The sequence below is a fragment of the Bradyrhizobium sp. HKCCYLRH3061 genome, assembly GCF_051168015.1.
In the GTDB taxonomy this organism is placed as follows: domain Bacteria; phylum Pseudomonadota; class Alphaproteobacteria; order Rhizobiales; family Xanthobacteraceae; genus Bradyrhizobium.
In genome coordinates this window covers 21,064-42,830 of record NZ_JBNPUE010000012.1, presented here as the reverse complement: position 1 = coordinate 42,830, position 21,767 = coordinate 21,064, and the positions used below count along the sequence as shown (strand labels likewise).

Below are 21,767 nucleotides of genomic sequence, written 5' to 3'. Positions count from 1 at the left end.
ATCCCGGTTCCAATTCATCAGGAGTGATTGACTCTCGATGTCGAGGATGACTCACAAACAGTCGAGTGTTCCGCGTGGGAAGACCATGCTACCTACTAACAATGCGGCGACCGAGGCGGGCCTTCAGTCGTCCTGATAGCTGCAAGGATGCAGTCGGTATAAGTAACATCCTCCACGCGTGCGGCGCTCTTGGTCATTCCAGCGCACTCATAGGAGATCGTCATGACCACGTTCCGCGGCAGTTGCCTCTGCGGCCGGGTCGGCTTCGAGGTCGATGGGCCGTTCGACAAATTCCTCAATTGCCATTGCTCGCGCTGTCGCAAGGCCAGCGGCGCGGCGCACTCCTGTGAGGTCGTCGTCAAGGCGGCGGCGCTGCGCTGGCTGGGCGGCGAGACGAACGTCACGCGGTTCGACCTGCCGCAGGCGCGCAGCTTCGCCACGGCCTTCTGCAGCACGTGCGGCAGTCCGGTGCCGCATCTGACGCGCAGCGGCCGAGAAGCGATCATTCCTGCCGGCGGCTTCGATGAGCCGCTCGGCACCGTTCCCGATCGCCACGCGCACTGGGCGTCACGCGCCGACTGGTACGTTGATGGTGGTGGGCTGCGCGTCGACGACTGACGCGATCGAGAACGCCGCCCGTCGGGCGACTCATGCCCTCGCGCTGAGATGAACAAGCTCGTTCCAGCCCCTGATCCGTTCGATCGCTGCTGCGTCTGGAGACTGATTTCACGAGCAGGTTCAGGCTGATTTGGGCTGTCCAGTCCCGGCAGAAAAAATATCCTGCTTGGCGGTTTCGGAAAATCATGATTGTTTGTCGCTGTCCCGCCTCATCGACGAGGGGCGTATCGCGGTCGTCACGACACGTGGAGGCGGGATGTGATGGGCGGGCCGGTTTGCAGCGTGGTCATTCGCGCGGACGAACAACATCGGCTCGCACGGTCAAGTCGCGTGGTCCTGATACTCCGATGCCAGTATCAAGCCTGCGTTGGCGCCAATGGCGCCGCGTGGGTGACGGTGACCAAAAAGCCCGGCGCACCGGGGAGAACGCGAAGCAGCCGTAAAGCCATCGCGCAGGGAGGGCCGGATCATCCGGCTGGACCTGTGGTACCTGCCGCCTGCATTTTTTGAGCAGGCGGGCCACGGGCCTCAGTCGAGGTCCGGCCTTCCCTGCACCCTTTCGTTTGAAGAGGGTGAGACCACTGTATCACTCGGACGCCTGGGGCGCCGCGAGGCCATGGACGCACATCCCCATATGCCGCTCAAAATTGTTGATCACGACGCGCCACTGGCTCAGTGCCGACCCTCCCCCTCCAGGGCAGGGCTATCGCATATGGAGATACAGGGCCATCGCGACGAACGATTCTGCAGGTTAGTTACTCCGTCATGCCCGCCTTGCCCGGGCATCCACGTCGTTCTCAGCATGATGACGCGGAGAGAGGTAAGCGCAAAACCTCGATCGCCATATGTGATAGCCCTGCCCTCCGAGGGAGAGCGGCTCCGAGCCCGCGGCTCAGCTTTGGAAAGCGACGGGTGCGGACCCACAGGGCCGTTTTGAGGTGTCAGCCATGTCTCCGAACGCCTTCACGGCAGTTGTCAGCGCCATGCTCGGCGGCGACAAGGGCGGAGAGGCGATGCCGGAGTCGCCCCCGTTCGCCATTGACCGCCCGACCGTTTGGCCTATCTCTTCAACACTGCAAAGAAACGGAACTGGACCCTCCTGATGACCGCACATTTCAGCAACTTCGATGCCGCCATCGATCCCGTGAAGCTCGACCGCCTGGCTGAGGTCGCGGTGAAGGTCGGCTTGCAGCTTCGGCCCGGTCAGGATCTGCTGCTGACCGCGCCGTCGGTGGCGCTGCCGCTGGTGCGCAAGGTCGCCGAGCACGCCTACAAGGCCGGCGCGGGGATCGTGACGTCGTTCTTCTCCGACGAGGAGCTGACCTTGGCGCGCTATCGTTTCGGCCATGACAACAGCTTCGATCGCGCCGCCGACTGGCTCTATCAGGGCATGGCCAAGGCGTTCTCGGAGAACACCGCGCGGCTCGCCATCGTCGGCGACAATCCGATGCTGCTGTCCGGCCAGGATCCGGCCAAGGTGGCGCGCGCCAGCAAGGCCAACTCCAAGGCCTATCAGCCGGCGCTGGAGAAGATCACGAATTTCGAGACCAACTGGAACATCATCGCCTATCCGAGCCTCTCCTGGGCCAAGCTGGTCTTCCCGGATGTCCCGGAAGAGGTCGCGGTGGCGAAGCTCGCGGACGCGATCTTCGCGGCGTCGCGCGTCGATCGCGAGGATGCGGTGTCGGCCTGGGAGCGCCACAACGCGGTGCTGCGCGAGCGCACCGAATGGCTCAACGGCCAGCGCTTCAGTGCGCTGCATTACACCGGACCCGGCATGGACCTGACGATCGGTCTCGCCGACGGCCATGAATGGGAGGGCGGCGCCTCGACCGCCAAGAACGGCATCACCTGCAATGCCAACATCCCGACCGAGGAAGTGTTCACGACGCCGCATTGCCGTCGCGTGTCGGGTCACGTCGTCAGCTCCAAGCCGCTGTCCTATCAGGGCACGCTGATCGACAACATCCAGGTGAAGTTCGAGGAGGGCCGCATCGTCGAGGCCAAGGCCTCGAAGGGCGAGGAAGTGCTGAACAAGGTGCTCGACACCGACGAGGGCGCGCGTCGGCTCGGCGAAGTCGCGCTGGTGCCGCACTCCTCGCCGATCTCCAAGAGCGGCCTGTTGTTCTACAACACGCTGTTCGACGAGAACGCCGCCTCGCACATCGCGCTCGGCCAGTGCTACTCGAAGTGCTTCGTCAACGGAACGTCGCTGTCGCCGCAGCAGATCGCCGCCCAGGGCGGCAACCAGAGCCTGATCCACATCGACTGGATGATCGGCGCGGCCGACACCGACATCGACGGCCTCCATGAAGACGGCCGCCGCGTGCCGGTGTTCCGCAAGGGCGAGTGGGCTTGAAGGACGAGTGGGCCTGACGCATGACGGGCCGGCGCCACGCGTGCACCGGCCCGAAGCGGGCCGCGAGCGATGCTCGCGGCGGGGTCGTCGTCGGTCGAACGGTCCTACTGCTTGGCGCTGCCGGTGGTGGCCTGCACGTCGATCGTGATCCGTTCCGACATGACCGGCTTGTTGTGCGGGATATGGCTCCAGTCGCCGAGCACGAGCTGCAAGGTGTGCTTGCCCGGCGTGAGATTGACCGAGGCTTCGGTCTGGCCCTTCCCGAAATGCACGTGGCCGGCATCGACCGGGATCGCCTCGTTGAGCGCATCGCCCTCGAGCGCGGGCGCGTCGATCAGCAGATGGTGGTGGCCGGTGTTGGGAGCCTCGGTGCCGGACGGCGCGACGCCCATGCCGGACAGGCCGAAGCGGATCAGCACCGGCGAGGAGACGGTGTCGCCGTCCTTGAGGTTGATGAAGTAGGCCTTGGCATTCTCGGGGGCGGGCGTTTCGCCCGCCATGACGACGCCGGTGGTTGCAAGGGTGGCGGCAGACAGCGTGAGGGCGAAGGCGAGGCTCAGTCGGCGCATCCTGGGAAATCCTTATCTCTGCGAAGGCGGCAAATCTCTAAAGGTGACGGCACAACTCAGGATGGGCAGGGCGACCGGAGGGGCGCCTGTCCGCATCTTGCAGTGCGGCTAAACAGTAGATCAGCAGGTTTGGCGAGGCCGCGAACAAATTGCGGCGTTCGCGTGAAGTTTATAGCGCTGGCGTGGTTGTGATGCGACGGCTGGTCGCGGCGATTGGTTCAAATCTTAACGACTGCGGAAAGCAGCCATTAGGTGCAACCGGCTACGGTCGCAGGCTCATGCCGGCGTTCGCCCGGTCATTTCAGTCCCATGCATTTGAGGTCCACGATGTCGCCGTCCTTGATCGAAACCGCCAATCTCACCGTCGACCTGGCGCCCGCTCCGATCGAGCCATCCTGGATCATCGAGGGCAATCCGACCGCGACCTCCTGCACCATCGCGCGCAGCAGCGACGGGCTGGGCTCGACCATCGTCTGGCATTGCACCGAGGGCAAGTTCAACTGGTATTACGATTTCGACGAGACCATCCTGATCCTCGAAGGCGCGATCACGCTGGAGAGCGATGGGCTCCCGGCGAAGCGCTATGGGCCGGGCGACGTGATCTTCTTCCGCGACGGCGCGCATGCCAAATGGCATGTCGAGGGCCACGTCAAGAAGCTGGCCTTCTGCCTGAAGACGCAGCCTTATGTGCTCGGCCTCGCGGTGCGCGTGATCAACAAGCTCAAGCGCATGTTCCTGACGCCGGAAGGCCGCCGCGGCACCAGCCTCGCGGGCGCCTAGACGCCGTCGAGGATGATCACCGTCGGCATCGACGGCAGCAGCTCGCGCGACATCTTCAACGTCCGCTCGCCGCGCCGGTCGATCTCGAACTGCTGGCCGATCCTGCGCATGAACTCGTCGAGCGGCGTCGCGAAGCGGTGCATCGGCAGCACCACCGAGGCGCGCAGGCGCTTGGTGATCTCGGAGATGCCGTCGAGCGACATCGTGTAGGTGCCGTCGATCGGCACCATCACCACATCGAGCCGGCCGATCGCGGCGAAATGCGTCTCGTCCAGCTTGACGTGCAAATGGCCGAGATGGCCGATGCACAGGCCGGCAACCTCGAAGATGAAGATCGAGTTGCCGTCCTTGATCATGTCGGCGCCGATCGAATCGCTGAAATAGCGCCGGATGTCGGTGGTGATGTTGCGGATCAGCACGTCGCCGATCCGCTCGTAGATCTGGGCCGGCTTGCCGTCGTCGCCCCAGCCATGCAGCACGTGCGGGATGCGCGGATCGGGCGCCAGCGTGTAGTGCGTCGAATGCGCCCGGTTCATGGTGATGACGTCGGGCAGCCGCCCGACCTGATAGGCGCCGCTGTAGTCGGTGGCGATGCGGATGCCCATCGGCGTGTCGATGAAGTAGGTCGAGTGGCCGGCATAGGTGATCGTCACCTCATTGCCGGCAGCCGCCGTCCGGCGCAGGCTGACCGGCATGGCGCGCGGCGGGTTGCCGGCCATCGCCAGGCACTCGCTGGTGCGCGGCCCCGATTGCGCCACCGCGGGCGATGCGAACGCGACCAGGACGGCAAGCAGCGAGACCAGCGAGCGCAGCATGGCAGTTCCCCTCCAACAGCGCGTGCGAGTGTAGCGGGGAATTTCGATCAGAACTATCCTCGGCGCTGCGCCCGGCTCGAGAGCGCGGCGCGATGCGGGAGGATGGCATGACGGATCAGGTGTTGCAGCCGCTGCGCGAGATCGACGCAGGCGTGCTCCGCATTGCCTATTTCGAGGGCGGGCCGGCCGACGGTCCCGTCGTCATCCTGCTGCACGGCTATCCCTACGATATCCACGCCTATGTCGAGGTCGCGCCGCGGCTCGCGGCACAAGGCTGCCGCGTCGTCGTGCCCTATCTGCGCGGCTATGGACCCACTCGTTTCCGCGACGCATCGACGCCGCGCTCGGGCCAGCAGGCCGCGGTCGGCGCCGACCTGATCGCGCTGATGGATGCGCTGGCGATCCCGCGCGCGGTGTTCGCCGGCTATGATTGGGGTGGCCGCGCGGCCTGCGTCGGCGCGGCGCTGTGGCCCGAGCGCTGCACGGGTCTGGTCTCCGTGAACGGCTATCTGATCCAGGACATCGCGCGGGCGCTGGAGCCGGCGCCGGTGACGCGCGAGTTCGCGTTCTGGTATCAATGGTACTTCCAGACCGAGCGCGGACGGGCCGGGCTCGCGGCCCACCGCGCCGAAATCGCACGGCTGCTGTGGCAGCAATGGTCACCGCACTGGCGCTTCGACGATGCGACCTTCGCGCGCGCGGCGGAGGCGTTCGACAATCCCGATCACGTCGATGTCGTGATCCACAGCTATCGGCATCGCTACGGGCTGGCCGAGGGGGACCCGCGCTATCAGGACATCGAGCAGCGGCTGGCGAGCCTGCCTGTCATCGCGGTGCCCACGATCACGCTCGATGGCGACGCCGACGGCGTGATCCCGGCGACGGACGGCCAGGCGCATGCTGCGAAGTTCAGCAACCGGATCGGCCATCGCGTGATCCCTCGGGCCGGCCACAATTTGCCGCAGGAAGAGCCGGCGGCGTTCGCCGCCGCCGTGATGGAGGTGCTGCGCTGAACGCTTCAGGTCCGTGCCGGGCTCAGCTTCCAGGCCGCGAGCAAGAGGCCCGCGGTCATCAGGCCGCAGACGATCGCAGCCTCGGGCAGCGCGAGCGCCAGCGCCGCGGTCGCCGCCCAGCCGATCGAGGAGAAGGCCTCGGCAAAGGTCGCCAGCCGCGACGAGGTCTGGCGGCGCCGGAACTGGCTGCGCCGCGCCTGGATCCGGAACCAGAGCTGGATGGCCGTGGAGGAGACGGTCGCAACCAGCACGGCCACCGCTGTGACCACCGCCTGCGCCGGCGCGACCCAGCCGAGCGCGAGCACGAGAGGCGCAAAGATCATCGCGATCGTGATCAGCACGACCTCGACCTTGGCGCGCACGATGCGCGTCCCCGGCAGCGGCGCCGTCGCCACCAGTTCTGGCGCGTCCTCGCCGGAGATGGTGAGCCAAGCGAGGCCGCCCGCGAGCTGGCCCGCCGCCATCACGACGACCGGCGTGATCAGGAACACCGCCTGCGAGCTGTCGGAGTAGCTGCGCCACAGCAGCAGCGCCGGAGGCACCAGATAGAGCAGTTGCATCAGCGTCTGCGAGATCAGCCAGGGATCGCGCCGCAGCAGCATGAACTCCTTGCGCCGCAGCGCCTGCTGCCGCGAGCCGCCGCGAAACGACCTGACGCGTGCGCCGGCGCGGCTGGAGACGCCCTGGGCCGCGGCGCTGATCGCGGTGTCGGCGAAACGCGGCGAGAACATGATCATGACGACGCCGAGCAGCAGCAGTCCGGTGGCCAGCAGAATCAGCAGCGCCTGGCCGTCGCCGAGCGCCGCTCGGGCCGGCAGCCAGACAAAACTGTCGGGATCGGGCGCGATGGCGGCCGCGGCATCCGAGGTGAGGACGGCGAAGCGCGACAGCGTGCCATAGGAGACGATCGCAGCGATCTGCAGCACGATGACGAAGCCGGCGCCGATCACGGCCGCCAGGATCTGGGCGACCAGCCGCGTTCGCGCCGGGCCGATCAGGCGGAACAGGACGATCGTGATGGCGATGGCGATCGCCGCCGCCGACAGGCCGACGGCTGCGACCACGACGAACGCCGCGAGCCAGCGCGCGCCACCCTCGATCAGCAGCACGTCGACGAAGGGGGTCGCGAGCAGCAGCGCCATGCTGGTCACGGAGAGCGCGATCGCCGCGATCCGGACGGAGAAGATCTCGGCCAGCCGCACCGGCGACGACATGATGAGATCGAGGTCGGCTCGGGCGTAGAACACGCGGGTGACGGATTCGATCGCCTGCGACAGCATCAAGGCCCAGGACAGCATGATGGTCGCGGTGATGACGATCAGCGCGGTCTTGTCGAGCGGCGGCGCGAGATCGGCGTAGCGGCCGACCACGACCCAGGCCGGCAGATGCATGAGGGCGCCGAACAGCACGAGACCGATGATGGCGGCCCGCGTGCGGTGCCGCCGGCCGGCCGTGATCATGCCGAGCCATTCCCGCCAGGCGAGCCGGAGCTCGTGACGGGCGAACCAGGCGAGCGTCGCCGCCCGCGTCATGCCGCGGACTCGACGTCGACCAGCGCGATGAACAGCTCCTCCAGGCTGGTGTCGGTGCGCCCGTTCTGCTGGCGGAGCTCGGCGAGCGTGCCCTCGGCGACGACGCGTCCGGCGGCGATGACGCCAATCCGGTCGGCCATGCGCTCGGCGACTTCGAGAATGTGCGTGGTCATGATCACCGTGCCGCCGCGGCGGACGCGCTCGGCCAGCAGGCCCTTGACGTGCCGCGCCGACACCGCGTCCAGGCCGGTCAGCGGCTCGTCCAGGATGATCAGCCGCGGGTCGTGGATCAGCGCGCCGGCGAGCGCCACCTTCTGGCGCATACCCTTGGAGAAGCCTTCGCAGCGCTCGTGCAGATGCGGCTCCAGCCCGAGCGAGACCAGAAGCTCGGTTGCCGCCTCACCTGATCTCGCGGGATCGATGCCCCACAGTCCGGCGACGAATTCGAGATATTCGAGCGGCGTGAGCTTGTCGTAGATCATGGGCTCGTCGGAGACCCAGGCCATCACCTGCTTGGCCGCGATCGGGTCGCGCAGCGCGTCGATGCCGAAGATCTCGATCCGCCCGGCATCCGGCCGCAGCAGGCCCGCGACCATGCGCAGCGTGGTCGTCTTGCCGGCGCCGTTCGGGCCGACCAGTGCGTAGAATTCACCCGAGCGCACCACGAGGTCGAGCGCATCGACCGCCGGCCGCTCGAAACATTTCGTCAGTCCTCGCACGGCGAGGGCGGGGCTGCCTGGGATCATGACGGCACTATCGCCTCGTTCGGTTGGCGTCTGCAATGTGGATGCAACTCGTTGCGGCGTGGTGAACGGACCAGCGGTGTCGACCAATTCCGCGCTCCCGCCGTGGTCCTGCGCCACTGGAGAGCTGCACCGCTGCGGGCGATGGTCAATGGTTCACGGAACCCGTGCTCTCAGGCGACAGCACCCGGGCCTCTGCCATCAGCGGCAAGGCCTGATACCGGGAGATGCCGGTCTCGTCGATCACGAACAGCGGCCGAACCTGCCGCGCGTCGCTGTCCTGGACCATTGCCATGCGCTGATTGTCGAGCACGAGCCAGCGCCCGTCGAGGCGCGCGGCCGCGACGGCGTGATCTTCGCCGCGGACGACGTCGTGCAGGATCACGATCCGCAGATCGTCGGCGGCAATGCCGGCCATCTGAAGCGCGACGAACTTGGCGATCGCGTAGTCCTCACAATCGCCGGCCCGGCGTTCGAACGTCATGAGAGGAGAGGCCCAGACATCCATCTGGCCATATTGAGCGAGGTCGCTGGCGGGGCGGATGGCCAGGTTGATCGCGCGATTGATCTGGCCGAGCCGTGCCCGCCCCTCGCGGAGACGGCCCTGATCGATGATCGTGAGCAGGCTGAGGGCGGCGGGGGAAACGCAGCGCTCGCGGTCGCCATCGCACAGCGCAAGCTGCACGCGCTCGTCCTCGAGCTTGCGCGCGAGCGCCAGCCACTTGTCGCGCAACGCGCCGGCGTCGAGGACGACCCGCGGCAGGGCGAAAGGCTCCGCATCATCGATGGCGGCGAGCCCCAATGGCCGCGCGGCAGGACCGGCGCTCGCCGGACTGCCGATCCACATGGCGGCGCTGGCGGCCGCGGCCGCCAGCGATGCGCGCATCAGCGCGAGAAAATTCATGTGACGCCCCGTGCCCGGATCTCGGTCGGCGCGATGCAGCGCCTGACGGAACCGGATGCTTGTTGGCGATCAGCATGGATGTGGAGGCTTGGCCTCTGCTTAAAACCGGCACGCGGGCGATCAAATCGCAGGATTTACGCTGAACGTTGTGTTGCTCCGATGCGACAAATCCTAGCGAAAGCTGAGCGATGGTCGCGAAGGTCGGAGGGGTTCGCGGTGAAGTTGTGCTTTGAACTCAGCCGCCGCTCCCGCCAAATTGATGCAATTCGTCGATTCTTGTTCTCCCACCCACAGTCCTGCACTTGAAATCCGTTGTCAGGGGTAAGCCGGTGCGGATGTCGATGTCGGCAAAGGTATTGGCTGGTCTATGAATACTTGGAATTACTTCTATTTTCTGGAGAGACGTGAATTTTGACTTGGCCAGTTCCGCCCAGAGCCAGCTGTAAAGAGGGCAGAAACTCGACAACATCGTAGCGATCCCGCGGAGGCCGCCGTTTTTGGCCACCTGAAGCACAAGCTGAAGGTGGTTCCGCCAGACACTTGCCAGTGATATGCACGCCTTGAACACTCATTCTTATGTATTCATTAACCATAGTCGGTGGCCCCGTGAATTACGCTGGCAATTCTGACGCCGCGCTTTTCTCCGACGGCCGGGGCGCCTCCTCGCACGGTCACGTGCGACTGGAGGCGCCGCATGCCCATGCGCCGACGGACGCGATCGTCGTTCCGGACGCGCATTTTCTGTTCAACGCCGATTTCAAGCGGTCCGGCCTCGACCTGATCCTCTCGTCCGATGGGCGCGAGATGGTGCTGCCGGACTATTTCAAGGGCGAGAAACGGGCGCCCCTGGCGTCACCCGATGGTGCGCATCTAACCGGCGACCTCGTCAATGCGCTCTCCGGCGCGGTGCAGGTCAGCCAGGCCGGGGCGGCTGCGAGCGTGAGCAAGGTCATCGGCCATGTGACCAAGCTGCAGGGCACCGCGACGGTCATCCGCAACGGCGTTTCGATTCTCCTGCACAACGGCGACAACGTCGAGAAGGGCGACGTCGTCCAGTCCGGATCGGATTCGACGCTCGGCATCACCTTCATAGACGGCACCGTGTTCGGCCTGTCGTCAAATGCGCGGATGGTGCTGAATGAGATGGTGTACGACCCCAACGGGTCGAACAATTCCTCGCTGATCAGCCTCGTCGCCGGCACGATCTCGTTCGTGGCCGGCGAGACCGCCAAGCACGGCGACATGAAGGTCGACACGCCCGTGGCGACCATGGGCATTCGCGGCACGGCGGTGCTGGTCGAGATTGATTTCACAGTGCCGGGGCAGGGCAGTCTGCCCGATGCCAAGTTCCAGGTGCTGGTCGAGCCGGACGGCCACACCGGCTCCTACGTCCTGTTCGACAAGACGACGCTGCAGCCGATCGCTGTGGTGAATCAGGCCGGACAGCAGATCCAGATCAGCAACGGAATCGTGAATCAGAGCGCTGTCCCGCTCACGCCGGACATCCAGAAGCTCATCAACGACGTCTTCTCGATCAAGTTCACCGACAACACCAATCCGAAGTCGAACACCCACTTCACCGATATCGGGGTGCCGCAGACGCTGACGCCGCTGACCTTGCCCAACGGCACCAGCGCAACGCCGGTGGTTCGCGTGGTCGACGACACCGGCCCGACGACCGGGACTGGCCAGACCGGCGAGCAGCCGTCGCACATCCCAGGTCCGCCGGACGTCAGGATTCTCGATGCCGGCGGCCGGCTGACGACGGCCTTCGGATTGATGGAGCGTGCCGGTCAGACCGGGAACGGCACCGATCTCGACACCGTTCTCAGCCGCATCAATTTCGTCGACATCAACGGCATCGACCGGCCGACGGTGTCGGTGAGCTTCAAGTCCTATGCCTACAAGAGCGCGCAGCAGACTGATGTCACGGGCTCGTTGAACGCCCTGCAACTGCAGGACGTCATGGCGACGGCCGTGAAGATCGCGGTCACGCCCGATCCGAACAACAAGAACTATGGCACGGCGACGCTGACCTACAGCGTTCCCGACAACTACTTCGACTTTCTCGCGGCAGGCGAGACGCTCACGCTGACCTACCTCGTACGCGTCGACAACAATTTCGCGCCGTCCAATGAATTCACCGTGGTGCCGATCACGATCACGGTGACGGGCACCAATGACAAGCCCGAGATCGTCGCAACCGTGCAGACGATCGCGTTCGAGGGCGGCACCAGCGTGCCCGGCGGGCCGCTGACCTCGGACGATCCGACCTCGGGCACGCTGACCTTCAAGGATGTCGACCTCACCGACAGCCATACCGTCTCGGCCAAGCTGACCGGCGCGGTTCTGGAAGGCGGCGGAAGCATTCCGCCGGCCCCACTGGCGCTGTTCGAACAGGCGCTGACGGCCTCTGTGGCCTCCGACAGCACCGGGAGCGGTACCGGCAAGATCAATTGGAGTTTCGCCAACCTGCCGGTCTATGTCGCGGATTTCATTCCCGCAGGCCAGACGCTGACGCTCACCTACACGGTGACGGTGACGGACTCCCACGGCGCGACGTCGACGCAGGCGGTCACGGTCACGATCACCGGCACCGACGAACCGGCGGTGGTCTGGATCGCTACGGCGCAGCCCGGCGAGAGCAGCGGCGGGCAGGTTCATCTGTGGAGCGACGGCGCGAACTGGGCCACCGGTCTGGCTCCGACCGCCGCCGACGACGTCATCGTCATCACCGATCAGCTGCACGGCCTGACGCCGGCCTTCCCGGTGACGATCGATGACGGCGCCTACGCCTCCGCCAAATCGGTCACGCTGAATGACTTTGGCGGTGGAGCCGTCCCCGAGCTCGACAATCACGGCTTGCTGACGATCGGCGGCGGGCTGACGGCAAAGGCCGACTCTCGCATCTTCAATTTCTCGGGCGCCACGATCACCGTGAATGGCTCGGCGCAGATCCTGGATCAGAGCGAACTGCACAATGCCGGCGCCGTGGTGCTGGATGGCGGGGGCGTCTTCGGGGCTGCGGCCAGCATCATCAACACCGGGACGGTCGAGCTGTCCGCTGGCACGCTGACCGTGCATGGCGACGTCGCGAATGCCGATGAGGACAGCTCCGGCCTGATCAGGGTCGATCTCGGCGCCACCTTGACGCTCGATGGCGGCAGCATCGATGGCGGGACCATCCTGATCGAGGGCGTGCCGATCGTTCAGAATGTCGGCACGCTGGACGAAGGTGGGCAGACGCCACCGCAAGCCAACGGCCTGCTCGCCCTGAAAGACGGGGCCGAGATCAGCAATGGCGAACTGACCAATTTCGGTACGATCGATGTGTCTGGCGCCGGAAATGCCATCTCGAACGAGATCGTCACGAACGCCGGCCTGATCGACATCAAGCCGGATGGCGCGCTCGCGCTCGACGACGACACCAGCGTCGACAATACCGACGGTACGATCACGGTCGAAGACGGCGCGACGCTGACCCTCTCGCAGGCGCGCATCAGCGGCGGCACGCTGACCAATGAGTCCGGTGGAACCGTCGCCCTGACCGGCGCAGGCGCGCTGATCGGCGGCACGCTCGACAATTCCGGCATCGTCGCCGTGTCCGTTAGCGGCAATACGTTCGAAGACGAGACGATCACGAATGCGAGCGCCGCCGCGATCACCATTGCGGTGAGCAGCGCGTTGTCTCTGTCCGGCACGAGCATCGCCGGCGGCGCTATCAGCAACGACGGGACGGTCTCCGTCGATGGCGACAGCACGATCGACGGCAGCGCCGTCGCGGGCGGCGCGCTATTGATCGGCGAGACCGGTCCGCTCGCGGAGATGACGGCCATCCTCACCGTCCAGGGTGGCGCGTCGTTGACCGGCGTCGACGTCACGATCGGCGACGGGTCGAGGCTCGAGGTCGCCGCAGAGGAGAGCGCCACCCTGGTCGGCGTCACCGTCGACAATTTCGGCACGGTCCAGGTGGACGAAGCCGCGCTGCTGCTGATCGAGCACAGCACGATCACCGGCGGCGATCTCATCAACCACGGCATCGTGCATGTCGAGACCGAGGCGGCGACCACCTTCGACAATGTCACCATCGATAACACCGATGGTCAGATCATCATCGATGAGGACGGTGTGGTTCCGGTGGCATCGACCCTGGTGCTCGATGGGAGCACGACTCTCACCGGCGGCACGTTGGAAATCCGGATCGCCGGCACGCTGGAGATTGCCGGCCATGACGTGGTGACCTTGGCGGGCATGGAGGTCGCCAACGTCGGCAAAATGACCGTCGATCTCGGCGCGATCCTCGATCTCGCCGGCACCACGGTGAGCGGTGATGGCAAGCTCTATATCTATGGGGCGATCACGGCGAGCGGCACGAGTGGACTCAGCGGAACGATCTACAACGACGGCACGATCGAGATCACGGCCGGGACGTTCGAGATCAACGGCGATGTCACCGGCTCGGGACTGATCAAGGTCGATGCCGGCGCGACGCTGACCGTCGATGGTCACGTCGATCAGGTCATCGACTTCAGCAGCAAAGGGAGCAGCGAGATTGTCATCGACGACGCCAGCTTCTCCGCCATACTCGCCGGCCTCGGAGCAGACGACAAGATCGATCTGCAGACAATCAAATGGAGTGACGCGACGACGGCGTCCTATGATGCTGACACGGGCGTGCTCACCGTCATCGACGGCCAAGGGCACAGCATCGCTCTGACCCTCGTCGGCGATTTCAGCGACTTGCATTTCGCCGGCAGCAAAGACGCCAATGGCGGGACGTTGATCACGGTGACGGCCAAGGACGACGTGCCGGTGGTTACAGATCCCGGCAAGCCGGGTGCGTTGACCGAAACGGGGGCTCAGACGGGCTCGTCTGATCTGCAAAGCGTCACCGGGACCATTCATTTCAGCGACGTTGACCTCACCGACCGCCCGACAGCGTCGATCCTGCCTCATGCGCAGAGCGTGACATGGGTCGCGGCCGATGGGCACACCGACTTGTCCAGCCAGCTCATGCCGGAGCAGATCGCCGCGTTCGAGCAGGCGCTGCAACTGAGCCAGGGCGGCAATGCCAACAATGGCAAGGTCGACTGGACCTATGCCATCGCCGACGGCAAGCTCGATTTTCTTGGCGCCGGGCAGACCATCAAGGTCACCACCACGGTGACACTCGACGATCATCATGAAGGCGGGACCGCGACGTCGACGATCGTCGTCACCATCACCGGCACTAACGATCTGCCGGTCGTGACGAGCGAAGCGCAGGCGGCCGTCGTCGCGGAGCGTACGGCCAGCTCCGGCTCGGATCTGCCCGACACGGCGAGCGGCACCATCACTTTCACGGACGCTGATATTACCGACACGCATGTCCTGAAGGTGATCGGCGACGTCGTGACATCAGGCAATGACGGCGGCCTGCCGTCGGACATGTCCGTGCTCAAGAGCTGGCTGTCGCTCGGCGCGCTCACTGAATCCGGCAAGGGGACGGGATCGCAGGCCTGGAGCTTCGCTGCCGGCGACAAGGCGTTCGACTACCTCGGCGTCGGCCAGCAGGTGACGCTGACCTACACGGTTGCCATCGATGACGGCCATGGCGGCGTGGTCGAGGTGCCCGTCACCATCACCGTCAATGGTGCCGAGGATGCGCCCGTCATCACCGGTGAGACGAACCCGCCGGTCCAGACTGTCATCTTGGCAGAGCAGGCGAGGGTGCTGGCGAGCTCCGCCAAAACGAACACGGAGGGCATGCCCACCGAGACGTTCGATCACGTGTCGGAAGGCGCGATCTCCGACAACGGACGCGGCCACGGCAGCTTCTACAGCCAGGCGCTGCACGCGACGTTCACGGCCTCCGGCAATGCGGGAATCGTGCACGGCTCGTCGCCGGTATCCGCGGCGCCCTACATGGTCGACGGTGCGGACAAGACCAACTATCTCAGCATCGGCAGCCAAGCCCAGGAGACGATCACCTTCGACAGCGTCAAGAACAGCTTCGGGCTGTATTGGGGGTCGGTCGACAGCTACAACAGCATCTCGTTCTACAACGGCAACAAGCTGGTGGCGTCCTACTCGGGCAGCGACGTCGCGCCGCTGCTCGCCAATGGCGGGCAGGCGTCGCTGGCCTCGAACGGCTATGTCGAGTTTCTCGGGCTGTCGCCGTTCAACAAGGTGGTGCTCGCCAGCAGCCAGAATGCGTTCGAGCTCGACAACGTCTCGGCGGGCACCATCGCCGATCAGCCGGTGAAATCGGCGAGCGACATGTCCGGCACCTTGACGGTGCTCGACAAGGATGTCGGCGACACGCTGACCGCTTCGGTGCACGACAATGGCGTGATCAAATACAATGGCTCTCTCAGCCTGCCCTCGAATGCCCATGTCCAGGCGCTGGCCGATGCCCACGCGATCACCTTCGACAGCGCGACATCCGATGGCGGTGCCGATGTCCTGCACTGGACGTATCATCCGGCCGACGTGAACCTGGATTTCCTCAATCCCGGCGACACGCTGACCGTGACCTATCAGGCGGAGGTCAGCGACGGCCACGGCGGCACTGCGAGCAAGGCACTGACCGTCACGTTGGCCGGCAACGGCGCCTCGACGATCAACGGCACCGATCAGAACGACAATTTCGTCAATGTCGGCGGCGGTGTCACGATCTTCGGCAAGGGCGGTAACGACACCTTCGTCTTCAATCCGCATTTCGGCAGCGCCACGATCGGCGATTTCGATCTCAACAAGGACATCGTCGAGCTCGATCATTCGCTGTTCGCCAGCGTGGACGCGATGGTGGCCGCCGCGCAGTCGGCCAACAACGGCCACGACACCGTCATCACCGATGCGGCGCATGATACGCTCACGCTCAAGGGCGTGACGCTGGATCAATTCAAGGCGCATCACGACGGCTTTCACCTGGTCTGAGTCCGCGGCGTTCGGGCTGCAGGCCACGGTGTGATATCGGTTGCTGCATGAAGCGATTGAGAGCAGTTCCCCGGTGGTTTGCACGCAGGTTTGGCTATGCGCGCCTGATCTGCCTGCTGCTGCTGGTCGCGTTCGCGGCGCTGCGCGTCGCTGATCCGGCCCTGGTGCAGGAGTTGCGTCTTCGCACCTTCGATAATTTCCAGGCGCTCAGTCCGCGGCCCAAGACGGTTCGCCCGGTCACCATTGTCGACATCGACGAGAAGAGCCTCGCTGATCCCAAGCTCGGCCAGTGGCCATGGCCGCGGACGCGCATCGCCGAGATCATCGAGAAACTGACCCAGCTCGGCGCCCTTGTCATCGCCTTCGACGTCGTGTTTGCCGAGCCCGACCGGCTCAATCCGGCTATCGCGGCGGATACCTTCCCCGGTCTGGATGAGGTGACACGTGAGAAGCTGAAGGCGTTGCCGTCAAACGATCAGGTGTTCGCCGAGACCTTGCGAAGATCGCGCATCGTGCTCGGTGAGACGGCCAGCCTCGAGAAGCGCACCGATCTGGACAAGACACTGCCCGTGACCGGCTTTGCGATGCTGGGTGACCCGATCCCGTTCATGGAGCCGTTTCCTGGGCTGCTGCGCAACGTGCCGGTGATCGAGCATGCGGCGGCGGGGCGTGGCCTGTTCACGATCCCGCCCGAGCGCGACGGCATCATCCGCCGGGTGCCGATGATCATGCGGGCACAGGACGTCACGATGCTGGCGCTGAGCTTCGAGATGCTGCGGGTTCTGACCGCCACGGACACGGTGTTCGTCAAGGCTGAGGAGGGCGGCATCACCAGCCTTGGCCTGCGTGGGTTTCAGATTCCGACCGACGGCAACGGCAAGATCTGGGTGCACTACGCCAATCATGATCCATCCATCTATGTCTCTGCCATCGACGTGCTCGAGGGCCGCGTGTCACCGGAGAAGATTGCGCGGAAGCTGATCCTGATAGGCCCGTCCGCCATCGGGTTGAACGACATCAAGACCACTCCGGTGTACTCGGCCATGCCGGGCGTCGAGGTACACGCCCAGGTGCTGGAGTCGGTGCTGACAGGCTCAATTCTGACACGGCCTTATTGGGGCGTTGTGGTCGAGTTCCTTGGGGCCGTCCTGCTCGGTTTTCTCGTCATTGTGTTCGCGCCGCAGCTCGGCGCCATCACCCTGGTGATGGTTGGGGGACTGTTCGCGAGCGCGCTGCTCGGCCTCTCCTGGTACTTCTACACCCAGCACCGGCTGATGATCGACTTCACCTATCCGATGCTGTCGACAACCGCGGTCTACCTGACGCTGATCTTCGCCAATTTCGTCCGCGAGCAGGAGCAGCGCCGGCAGATGCGCTCCGTGTTCGGGCAATATCTATCGCCCGTTCTGGTCGAGCAGTTGGCGGACTCGCCGCCCAAGCTCGGCGGCGAGGAGCGCGAGATCACGGTCATGTTCTCGGACGTGCGCGGTTTCACCACGATCTCGGAGAGCTACAAGCACGATCCGCAAGGCTTGACCCAGCTCATGAACCGGTTCCTGACGCCGCTCACCGACGCCATCATCGCCCGCAAGGGCTATGTCGACAAATATATGGGCGACGCCATCATGGCGTTCTGGAACGCGCCGCTCGCCGACAAGGACCATCAGATCAACGCCTGCGAAGCCGCGCTCGACATGCTCGACCGGATCGACCGGGTGAACGGCGAGCGCGAGCAGGAGGCCGCGCATGGCGGCCACGTCTACATTCCGCTCAAGGTCGGCATCGGCCTCAACACCGGCATCGGCGTGGTCGGCAACATGGGCTCCGATCTGAAGTTCAACTATTCGGCGCTCGGCGACAGCGTCAACCTCGCCTCCCGCCTCGAAGGACAATCCAAGGAATACGGCTTCCCGATCATCGTCGGCTCGGCGACGGCCATGGCAGTCAAGGACAGGCTCGCCATCCTCGAGCTCGACTTCATCATGGTGAAGGGCAAGACCGAGCCGGAGGTGATCTATGCCATCACCGGCCGCGAGGACGTGATGCATTCCGAGCGCTTCCAGCTGCTGCGCAACCTCACCATCGAGATGCTGGCCGCCTATCGCAACTGCGACTGGGACGAGGCGCTGGCTGCAATCGAACGAGGGCGGAGGAAGGACGAGGCGAAGGAGCTGGCTAAGCTCTACGATCTCTACGAGGCGCGCATCCGCCACTATCGGGTCGATCCGCCGCCCGAGGATTGGAACGGCGCCTACGCGCTGTTGACGAAGTAGCAATCCGTCGAAGGATGGACCCGGCCGCGCTGACGGGCATGGCGCGGCGACGATGGTAATCAATTGCAGATCACATAGGCCGAATAGGGCGGGCAACGCGTGCTGCGTTTCTCCGTGCCGGGAGCGTGGCGGGCGGGACGCGACGGCGGAAGGCTCCGTTTGATACGCGGTGGCTTGCCTCCCTCGTGCGCCAGCGGCGATGGCGCGACGACGTTGCCAGGCTTCGTGGAGGATGTCTGCGCGTCCACCACCGCGATATTGCCGGCAAGCGCCAGCGTGACGACAACGAGTTTGACTGAACGAAAGCGCCTCCGGCGCTGCAGGATCGGCACGGCGTCGGCGCGATCCAGCAGATGTCGAGCGCTTGGCGTTTGTTGCGCGGCTGCAACAGCGGGATAGGAAAGATTCGGGAGCATGTGCGTCGGATTGTACTCGTTATAGACGTGCAATACCATAATGAACCACTTAAGGTGGCAAAATGCTGCAAATTGGGGGGCATTGATGCAGTCTTTCGAGGATACAAGTGCGGCTGCTCCAATGAAGGAGAAGCCGGCATGGGGGCCAGTCAAGCGTTTCGCTCCGCCATATCGTTTCACTCGGCCACACTGGGGCAGCCTCATCGCGGCGGCAGCGTGTATGCTTGGGGCCAGCGGGGTGTCCGCTGCGGATCTTCCGGTCAAGGCGCCGCCGGCGCCGGTTTCGCTGTGGGAGTTCGAGGTCGGCGCTCGCTATTTCTACAGTTCGGGCCGTACCCGTTACACGCTGGGTGATCCTTTCGTCGCAGGCCAGATCAATTCCCAGCTGACCTACAAGAATCTCAACAGCCATGCCGGCGAAGGCTTCGCCAGGGTCGATCACAATGTCGGCTTCTTCGCCAAGGGCTTTGCTGGCGGCGGAAACATCTTCAGCGGCACGCTCAACGACGAAGACTATCCGCCGGCAGTCATTCCATACTCAAACACGGTCAGCGACGTGAACAGCGGCAGGCTGTGGTACGGCACGATCGACGCCGGCTACAATTTCTGGAGAGGGCCTGCGTTCAAGGTCGGCGCCTTCATCGGCTACAACCATTTCTATGAGACCGTTAACGCGTACGGATGTACTCAGGTCGCGACCAACCCGTTCATCTGTGGTCTCGCTCCGGTTGCCGGAGGCGTGCTGGTGCTCAGCAAGACCGAGAACTGGGACTCGCTTCGTGTGGGGTTGAACGGCGTCTTCCATCTGGGTCAGAACTGGAACGTCACCCTCGATGGCGCCGTTCTGCCCTATGTCCGGCTGAGCGGATTCGATAATCATTGGCTGCGGCCCGACATCAATCCGCTTCCGCAGTCCGGAAACGGCTGGGGCTATCAGCTCGAAGGTATCGTGTCTTACGACGTGACGAGAAACTTCAGCGTCGGTCTCGGGGGGCGCTATTGGTACGCTCGGACGACATCCGGGACCACGCAATTCCCGGGCGTCCCGGGATCGCCCACGACATTCAGCTACGAGCGGTACGGCGGCTTTCTCCAAGCATCATACAAATTTGACTCGGGCGCGTTCGTCGTCGGCAAATGACATATTGGCTGTTGTGCTGAAGAAGAAGCCCGGCAGACGGCCGGGCTTCTTTGCGAGTGCGACGGCAACCGGCGCCGAACCGCTACTCCACGCCGATCGTGGTCAGGTCCTGGAACCAGTGCTGGGCCTGCACGAACTTCTTCACTTTGGGCGACAGCGCGTGCGGGTTGGTGTCATGGACGACCCACACCAGCGCGGCATCGTCGACGACCAGCGCATGCGCCTGTGCGATCAGCTCGTCCTGCTTCGCCGGATCGAAGGTCTGCTTCGCCTCGCTGATCAGCGCATCGACCTTCGGGTTCTTGTAGCCGCCCCAGTTGACGCCGGTGGGCGCGATCTGGTCGGAGGCGAAGAAGCGCACGATCGCGTAGAGCGGATCGGAGGTCACATAGGCGATGTTGTTGGCGGTGATGCCGGCGTTCATCTCGTCGGCGGCGCCCTTGCGCCAATGCGTGTACAGCGTCTCCAGCTCGACGACCTTGAAGTCGATGTCGATGCCGATCTCCTTGAAGCTCTGCTGCAGATATTCGTTCATCGGCAGCGACAGCATCTGGCCCGTGCCGCCCTGTGCGATGATGAAGGTCGTCTTCAGCGGTTTGTCCTTGGAGTAGCCGGCATCCTCGACCAGCTTCTTTGCTGCGGCGAGATCATATTTCAGGTCGAAGGTGGGCTTGCCGAACCACGGGCTCGACGGGTCGACCTGGCCCTTGGCGGGCTTCGCCAGGCCGTTCATCAGACCGACCACCTCGTCGCGATTGATCGCGAGGTTGAGCGCCTTGCGCAGCCGGATGTCGGTCCAGGGCGATCCCGGCAGCACGCTGAGATGATAGTTCCAGACGTGCGGCGTGACGTTGTCGACCAGCTTCATGCCGGCGGCCTTGAGCTGCGGCACGGCGTCGGGCGCCGGCGTTTCGATCAGATCGACCTGGCCGGCCAGCAGCGCGTTGGTGCGCGTCAGCGCCTCGGGCATCGGCACCAGCACGAGCTTGTCCGTCTTCGGGATGCGATCCTTGTTCCAATATTCGGAATTCTTCGTGAGCTCGGCCAACTCGCGCGGCACCAGCTTGGTCAGCTTGAATGGACCGGTGCCCGCGGGCTGGCTGGCGAACTTGTCCCAGTCCTTGCCGAGCTTCTCGTATTGCGCCGGGCTCGAAATCAGGAACCACAGCATCTGATAGGGGAAGAACGAGTCGACCGTCTTGGTCGTGATCTCCACTGTGGAGTCGTCGATCTTGGCGTAGCTCGCCACCGACGGAAGCCGCGTCTTCACCTGCGCGCTCTGCCGCTTGTCGAACTGAGGTGCCTTATCGTTGAGCACCTTGTCCAGATTCCAGATCACCGCGTCGGCATTGAAGTCGCTGCCGTCGTGGAACTTGACGCCCTTGCGCAGGGTGAAGCGCCACTTCGTCTTGTCGGCGTCGTCGACCTTCCATTCGCTGGCGAGGCCCGGAACGAGCCTGCCCGGTTTGTCGGCGACGCTCATGTCCCAGGCCACTAGCGGATCATAGATCGTGTAGCCGGTAAACTGATAGGCGCCGGCGCCGCGATCGGGCTGGCCCGTCGTCAGCGGAATGTCCGCCATCGAGATGCCGTAACGCAGGACGGTTTCGGCGCGCGCGGCAACCATGGAGAGGCCGAGGGCAAGCGCCGTGGCGAGCAGGGACAATCTAGTACGCATCAGGATGA

15 protein-coding genes are annotated in these 21,767 nt (G+C 64.6%); 7 read left to right on the top strand and 8 right to left on the bottom strand.

Going from position 1 to position 21,767, the window contains the following annotated elements; translation table 11 throughout:
- The first annotated feature begins 222 nt into the window (after positions 1–222).
- On the top strand, positions 223–618 hold the full coding sequence (locus tag ACQR2C_RS19825) for a GFA family protein (RefSeq protein ID WP_316239429.1): 396 nt from the start codon (positions 223–225) through the stop codon (positions 616–618).
- 1,102 nt (positions 619–1,720) lie between these two features.
- Positions 1,721–2,977, top strand: a complete 1,257-nt coding sequence (locus ACQR2C_RS19820; protein WP_316239428.1) for an aminopeptidase — start codon at positions 1,721–1,723, stop codon at positions 2,975–2,977.
- 104 nt (positions 2,978–3,081) lie between these two features.
- Here ACQR2C_RS19820 and ACQR2C_RS19815 read toward each other — a convergent pair whose 3' ends face one another.
- Complete coding sequence (locus tag ACQR2C_RS19815) at positions 3,082–3,546, bottom strand: DUF4399 domain-containing protein (RefSeq protein WP_315805232.1); 465 nt, start codon at positions 3,544–3,546, stop codon at positions 3,082–3,084.
- A gap of 327 nt (positions 3,547–3,873) precedes the next feature.
- Between ACQR2C_RS19815 and ACQR2C_RS19810 the strand changes: the two genes are divergently transcribed.
- The gene (locus ACQR2C_RS19810) at positions 3,874–4,326 is read left to right on the top strand and encodes a cupin domain-containing protein (RefSeq protein WP_315805231.1); all 453 of its coding nucleotides are present in this window, start codon (positions 3,874–3,876) and stop codon (positions 4,324–4,326) included.
- Here the strand turns inward: ACQR2C_RS19810 and ACQR2C_RS19805 are convergent.
- Positions 4,323–5,141 carry an MBL fold metallo-hydrolase gene (locus ACQR2C_RS19805; protein ID WP_434881904.1) on the bottom strand — a complete coding sequence of 273 codons (819 nt, stop codon included), beginning with the start codon at positions 5,139–5,141 and terminating at the stop codon, positions 4,323–4,325. The two genes, ACQR2C_RS19810 and ACQR2C_RS19805, sit on opposite strands and share 4 nt — an antisense overlap.
- Positions 5,142–5,248: 107 nt before the next feature.
- Between ACQR2C_RS19805 and ACQR2C_RS19800 the strand changes: the two genes are divergently transcribed.
- Positions 5,249–6,154 (top strand): alpha/beta fold hydrolase, encoded by a 906-nt coding sequence (locus ACQR2C_RS19800; protein ID WP_434847829.1) that lies wholly within the window; start codon positions 5,249–5,251, stop codon positions 6,152–6,154.
- A 5-nt stretch (positions 6,155–6,159) separates the two neighbouring features.
- On the opposite strand, the gene ACQR2C_RS19795 is transcribed toward ACQR2C_RS19800, so the two are convergent.
- From ACQR2C_RS19795 to ACQR2C_RS19780, 4 genes are all read right to left on the bottom strand, one after another.
- The gene (locus tag ACQR2C_RS19795) at positions 6,160–7,686 is read right to left on the bottom strand and encodes a permease (protein ID WP_434881903.1); all 1,527 of its coding nucleotides are present in this window, start codon (positions 7,684–7,686) and stop codon (positions 6,160–6,162) included.
- Positions 7,683–8,432 carry an ABC transporter ATP-binding protein gene (locus tag ACQR2C_RS19790; RefSeq protein ID WP_316182836.1) on the bottom strand — a complete coding sequence of 250 codons (750 nt, stop codon included), beginning with the start codon at positions 8,430–8,432 and terminating at the stop codon, positions 7,683–7,685. Before ACQR2C_RS19790 ends, ACQR2C_RS19795 begins: the two co-directional genes overlap by 4 nt.
- Before the next feature lie 145 nt (positions 8,433–8,577).
- Positions 8,578–9,333: a transglutaminase-like cysteine peptidase gene (locus ACQR2C_RS19785; RefSeq protein WP_434881902.1), complete on the bottom strand. Its 756-nt coding sequence runs from the start codon at positions 9,331–9,333 to the stop codon at positions 8,578–8,580.
- A gap of 235 nt (positions 9,334–9,568) precedes the next feature.
- Positions 9,569–9,802: a hypothetical protein gene (locus tag ACQR2C_RS19780; RefSeq protein WP_434881901.1), complete on the bottom strand. Its 234-nt coding sequence runs from the start codon at positions 9,800–9,802 to the stop codon at positions 9,569–9,571.
- A gap of 137 nt (positions 9,803–9,939) precedes the next feature.
- On the opposite strand from ACQR2C_RS19780, the gene ACQR2C_RS19775 reads away from it, so the two are divergent.
- Both ACQR2C_RS19775 and ACQR2C_RS19770 read left to right on the top strand, forming a co-directional pair.
- A complete protein-coding gene (locus ACQR2C_RS19775; protein ID WP_434881900.1) occupies positions 9,940–16,251 on the top strand; it encodes an Npun_F0296 family exosortase-dependent surface protein in 6,312 nt (2,103 codons plus the stop codon).
- Between the two features lie 47 nt (positions 16,252–16,298).
- Positions 16,299–18,524: a CHASE2 domain-containing protein gene (locus tag ACQR2C_RS19770; protein WP_315805225.1), complete on the top strand. Its 2,226-nt coding sequence runs from the start codon at positions 16,299–16,301 to the stop codon at positions 18,522–18,524.
- 59 nt (positions 18,525–18,583) lie between these two features.
- Here ACQR2C_RS19770 and ACQR2C_RS19765 read toward each other — a convergent pair whose 3' ends face one another.
- Positions 18,584–18,979, bottom strand: a complete 396-nt coding sequence (locus tag ACQR2C_RS19765) for a hypothetical protein (RefSeq protein WP_315805224.1) — start codon at positions 18,977–18,979, stop codon at positions 18,584–18,586.
- Positions 18,980–19,061: 82 nt separating this feature from the next.
- Here ACQR2C_RS19765 and ACQR2C_RS19760 point away from each other — a divergent pair, with 82 nt between their 5' ends.
- The gene (locus ACQR2C_RS19760; protein WP_434881899.1) at positions 19,062–20,081 is read left to right on the top strand and encodes a hypothetical protein; all 1,020 of its coding nucleotides are present in this window, start codon (positions 19,062–19,064) and stop codon (positions 20,079–20,081) included.
- Between the two features lie 82 nt (positions 20,082–20,163).
- On the opposite strand, the gene ACQR2C_RS19755 is transcribed toward ACQR2C_RS19760, so the two are convergent.
- Positions 20,164–21,759, bottom strand: a complete 1,596-nt coding sequence (locus ACQR2C_RS19755; protein ID WP_434881898.1) for an ABC transporter substrate-binding protein — start codon at positions 21,757–21,759, stop codon at positions 20,164–20,166.
- Positions 21,760–21,767: the final 8 nt, after the last annotated feature.

Coding starts and splice junctions, on each gene's coding strand:
- ACQR2C_RS19825 (WP_316239429.1), top strand. CDS start 223: ATGACCACGTTCCGCGGCAGTTGCCTCTGCGGCCGGGTCGGCTTCGAG.
- ACQR2C_RS19820 (WP_316239428.1), top strand. CDS start 1,721: ATGACCGCACATTTCAGCAACTTCGATGCCGCCATCGATCCCGTGAAG.
- ACQR2C_RS19815 (WP_315805232.1), bottom strand. CDS start 3,546: ATGCGCCGACTGAGCCTCGCCTTCGCCCTCACGCTGTCTGCCGCCACC.
- ACQR2C_RS19810 (WP_315805231.1), top strand. CDS start 3,874: ATGTCGCCGTCCTTGATCGAAACCGCCAATCTCACCGTCGACCTGGCG.
- ACQR2C_RS19805 (WP_434881904.1), bottom strand. CDS start 5,141: ATGCTGCGCTCGCTGGTCTCGCTGCTTGCCGTCCTGGTCGCGTTCGCA.
- ACQR2C_RS19800 (WP_434847829.1), top strand. CDS start 5,249: ATGACGGATCAGGTGTTGCAGCCGCTGCGCGAGATCGACGCAGGCGTG.
- ACQR2C_RS19795 (WP_434881903.1), bottom strand. CDS start 7,686: ATGACGCGGGCGGCGACGCTCGCCTGGTTCGCCCGTCACGAGCTCCGG.
- ACQR2C_RS19790 (WP_316182836.1), bottom strand. CDS start 8,432: ATGATCCCAGGCAGCCCCGCCCTCGCCGTGCGAGGACTGACGAAATGT.
- ACQR2C_RS19785 (WP_434881902.1), bottom strand. CDS start 9,333: ATGAATTTTCTCGCGCTGATGCGCGCATCGCTGGCGGCCGCGGCCGCC.
- ACQR2C_RS19780 (WP_434881901.1), bottom strand. CDS start 9,802: ATGTTGTCGAGTTTCTGCCCTCTTTACAGCTGGCTCTGGGCGGAACTG.
- ACQR2C_RS19770 (WP_315805225.1), top strand. CDS start 16,299: ATGAAGCGATTGAGAGCAGTTCCCCGGTGGTTTGCACGCAGGTTTGGC.
- ACQR2C_RS19765 (WP_315805224.1), bottom strand. CDS start 18,979: ATGGTATTGCACGTCTATAACGAGTACAATCCGACGCACATGCTCCCG.
- ACQR2C_RS19760 (WP_434881899.1), top strand. CDS start 19,062: ATGAAGGAGAAGCCGGCATGGGGGCCAGTCAAGCGTTTCGCTCCGCCA.
- ACQR2C_RS19755 (WP_434881898.1), bottom strand. CDS start 21,759: ATGCGTACTAGATTGTCCCTGCTCGCCACGGCGCTTGCCCTCGGCCTC.